The sequence below is a fragment of the Nioella sp. genome, assembly GCF_964229645.1.
Lineage (GTDB): Bacteria > Pseudomonadota > Alphaproteobacteria > Rhodobacterales > Rhodobacteraceae > Nioella.
Map to the genome: position 1 here is coordinate 1 of NZ_CAXREX010000181.1, position 2,633 is coordinate 2,633.

Here is a 2,633-nt window from a genome sequence, read left to right on the forward strand (position 1 = left end):
CCCGTCTTCATCCGCCGCCAGCCGGATGCGCTGACGCGATTCCGAGCGGCGGTTGACCAGTTCGAAGACCTGCCGGCGTTCCTGGACCACGCAGACCGGGCGCCCCAGCGTCTTGGCCGCCAAGGCCGCAGCCACGGCTTCGGGCGATACCCCCAGTTTCGAGCCGAAGCCACCCCCGACATAGGGCGACAGCACCCGGACCCGGGACGGGTCGATCCCCAGGCAATCCGCCAGCTCCTTGCGGTTATGCTTGAGCATCTGCAGCGAGGTCCGAACCGTGACGCCATCGCCGTCCCACCACGCGACGGCCGCGTGCGGTTCCATCGCGGCAGCGGCCAGCGAGGGTGTGGTATAGGTCACGTCCAGCGCATGCGCGGCGCCGCGCATCGCCGCTTCAAGATCGCCGTGGCTGTCGGGTTCGCCCTCGGTCTCCTGGTGGTCCGGGTCGACAGCGGGCGCGGGGCCATCCACCGCAACCTCGGCCGCGCGCGCCGCATCGCGCGCCACCTCGAAGCTTTCGGCCACGATCAGCGCGACGGACTGGCCCGCGAAATCGGCCTCGTCCATTCCCTGCGCGGGCGCCTTGCCGGCCCCACCCTGCGCGGTGCGCCGGATCATTGCCGGATCGCGCAGCACCGACAGAACCCCCTGCATCGCCGCCAGCCGTTCCTCGTTGCACAGGCTCACCCTGCCCCATCGCGGCGCCCGGACGAGAGTACCGAAAGCGCATCCCTCGGGCAGATCCTCGGCCGCATAGGGCGCCTGTCCCGTCACCTTGAGCGGGCCTTCGGGGCGGGCAATCTCGGTGCCGACAAGTCCCTGCTTCATATCGGGAATGCGGTCGGGGCTATTGCCGTCCACTTTCAGCGGGATGGTCATTGTGTCGCCTCCTCAAGCACGGCCCGCAGCACGCGGCGCGCCAGGGGCAGTTTGAACGCCGTGCCCTCGCGCGGTTCGGCGCCGCGCCGCAACAGCGTCGCCGCTTCGTCGAACAAGGCCGCCGAAGGACGCTCGCCCGTCAGCAGCGCGTCGACCTCGGGGTCGCGCCATGGCACCGTGCCCAGCCCGCCGAAGCCCAGCGCGGCGTGGGAAATGACCCCGCCCTCCAGCCGCAGCACCGCCGCGACCGAAACCAGCGCAAAGGCATAGGACGCGCGGTCGCGGACCTTGCGATAGACCTGCCGGTCGCCCCGCGGCGCCGGCAGACGCACCGCGGTGATCAGCTCGCCGGGGTCAAGCACCGTCTCCTGCTCGGGCGTGTCGCCGGGAAGCCGGTGAAAACCCTCCATCGGTTGCGCACAGGTCCGGCCGTCGGTACCCCGGATTTCGATCACGGCATCGAGGGCGCGCAGGGCCACGGGCATGTCGCCGGGGCTGAGAGCGAGACACTGCGCCGAGGTTCCCAGCACCGCGTGGTTGCGCAATTCCCCGCCCATCGCGGCGCATCCCGCGCCGGGATCGCGCTTGTTGCAAGGCGTATCGGGGTCATAGAAATACGGACAGCGCGTGCGCTGCAGCAGGTTTCCGCCGGTCGTGGCCTTGTTGCGCAACTGGCCGCTCGCCCCGGCCAGCAGCGCACGAGACAGGACCGGCCAGCGCCGGCGGACGCGCGGATCGGCGGCCAGGTCGCTGTTGGTGACGGTGGCGCCGATGCGCAGCCCGTCGCCGTCATCCTCGATCCGGTCGAGCCCCAGACGCGAGATATCGACCAGCCGCTCAGGCGTCATCACCTGCAGTTTCATCAGGTCCAGAAGGTTGGTGCCGCCGGCGATGAAGGCCGCGCCAGACGCGTGACCGGCCCCGTGACTGGCCCCGTGACTGGCCTGCGCATCCTGCAAGTCGCGGGCGCGGTGGTAATCGAAGGGCCTCATTCCGCAGCCTCCGTCGCGCCGGTGCCGGACTTGGCCGCGTCACGGATCGCGGCGTTGATGCCGGGATAGCACGAGCAACGGCACAGGTTGCCGCTCATCCGCTCGGCGATTTCCGCCTGCGTCAGGGGGAACGGCCCCTCAAGACCGTCGCTCGCGTGGCTGGGCCAGCCCTGCGCCAGCTCGTCCAGCATCCCTATGGCCGAACACAGCTGGCCCGGGGTGCAATAGCCGCACTGAAACCCGTCATGGTCAATGAAGGCCTGCTGCAACCCGGCCCCGCCTGCCTCGTGCAGCCCTTCGACCGTGGTGATCGCATCGCCGTCATGCATCACCGCGAGGCTCAGACAGGCATTGATCCGGCGCCCGTTGGCCAGCACGGTGCAGGCCCCGCAGTGCCCGTGATCGCAGCCTTTCTTCGACCCCGTCAGCCTCAAATGATGCCGAAGCGCATCCAGAAGGGTGACGCGGGTGTCCAGATCCAGCGCGCGGGATACGCCGTTCACATTCAGGGTGATCTGCATAGGGGCTCCTGTGGCGGCATGGCGATGACAGATGACGGTGTCCGGCCAAGGCTGGCTGTGGCGGCTCTGCAGGGCAACTGCTGCGGCGCGACAAGGTTCCCGGGACGTTTCCGGGCCGCGGCGCCATCAGCCGGTTTCCGCGTCGTGGTGCCCGAGAGTTCAGCCGTGAGTCCGCTAATCGCTCCGGTCAAATGTTATCAACAATTAAGGAACATCTGCCCCGCCTGGCCGTTAACCCCAT

General features: G+C 69.1%; 3 protein-coding genes. All 3 read right to left on the reverse strand.

Going from position 1 to position 2,633, the window contains the following annotated elements; translation table 11 throughout:
- Positions 1-879 (reverse strand): xanthine dehydrogenase family protein molybdopterin-binding subunit (locus ACEQXV_RS11855; protein ID WP_370269313.1); only part of this gene is annotated, 879 nt, incomplete at its 3' end.
- Positions 876-1,871, reverse strand: coding sequence for a xanthine dehydrogenase family protein subunit M (locus tag ACEQXV_RS11860; protein WP_370269315.1), 996 nt, complete (start codon positions 1,869-1,871; stop codon positions 876-878). The genes ACEQXV_RS11855 and ACEQXV_RS11860, both read right to left, overlap by 4 nt.
- Positions 1,868-2,392, reverse strand: a complete 525-nt coding sequence (locus ACEQXV_RS11865; RefSeq protein ID WP_370269316.1) for a 2Fe-2S iron-sulfur cluster-binding protein — start codon at positions 2,390-2,392, stop codon at positions 1,868-1,870. The genes ACEQXV_RS11860 and ACEQXV_RS11865 overlap by 4 nt, the downstream gene beginning before the upstream one ends.
- Positions 2,393-2,633: the final 241 nt, after the last annotated feature.

Coding starts and splice junctions, on each gene's coding strand:
- ACEQXV_RS11865 (WP_370269316.1), bottom strand. CDS start 2,392: ATGCAGATCACCCTGAATGTGAACGGCGTATCCCGCGCGCTGGATCTG.
- ACEQXV_RS11860 (WP_370269315.1), bottom strand. CDS start 1,871: ATGAGGCCCTTCGATTACCACCGCGCCCGCGACTTGCAGGATGCGCAG.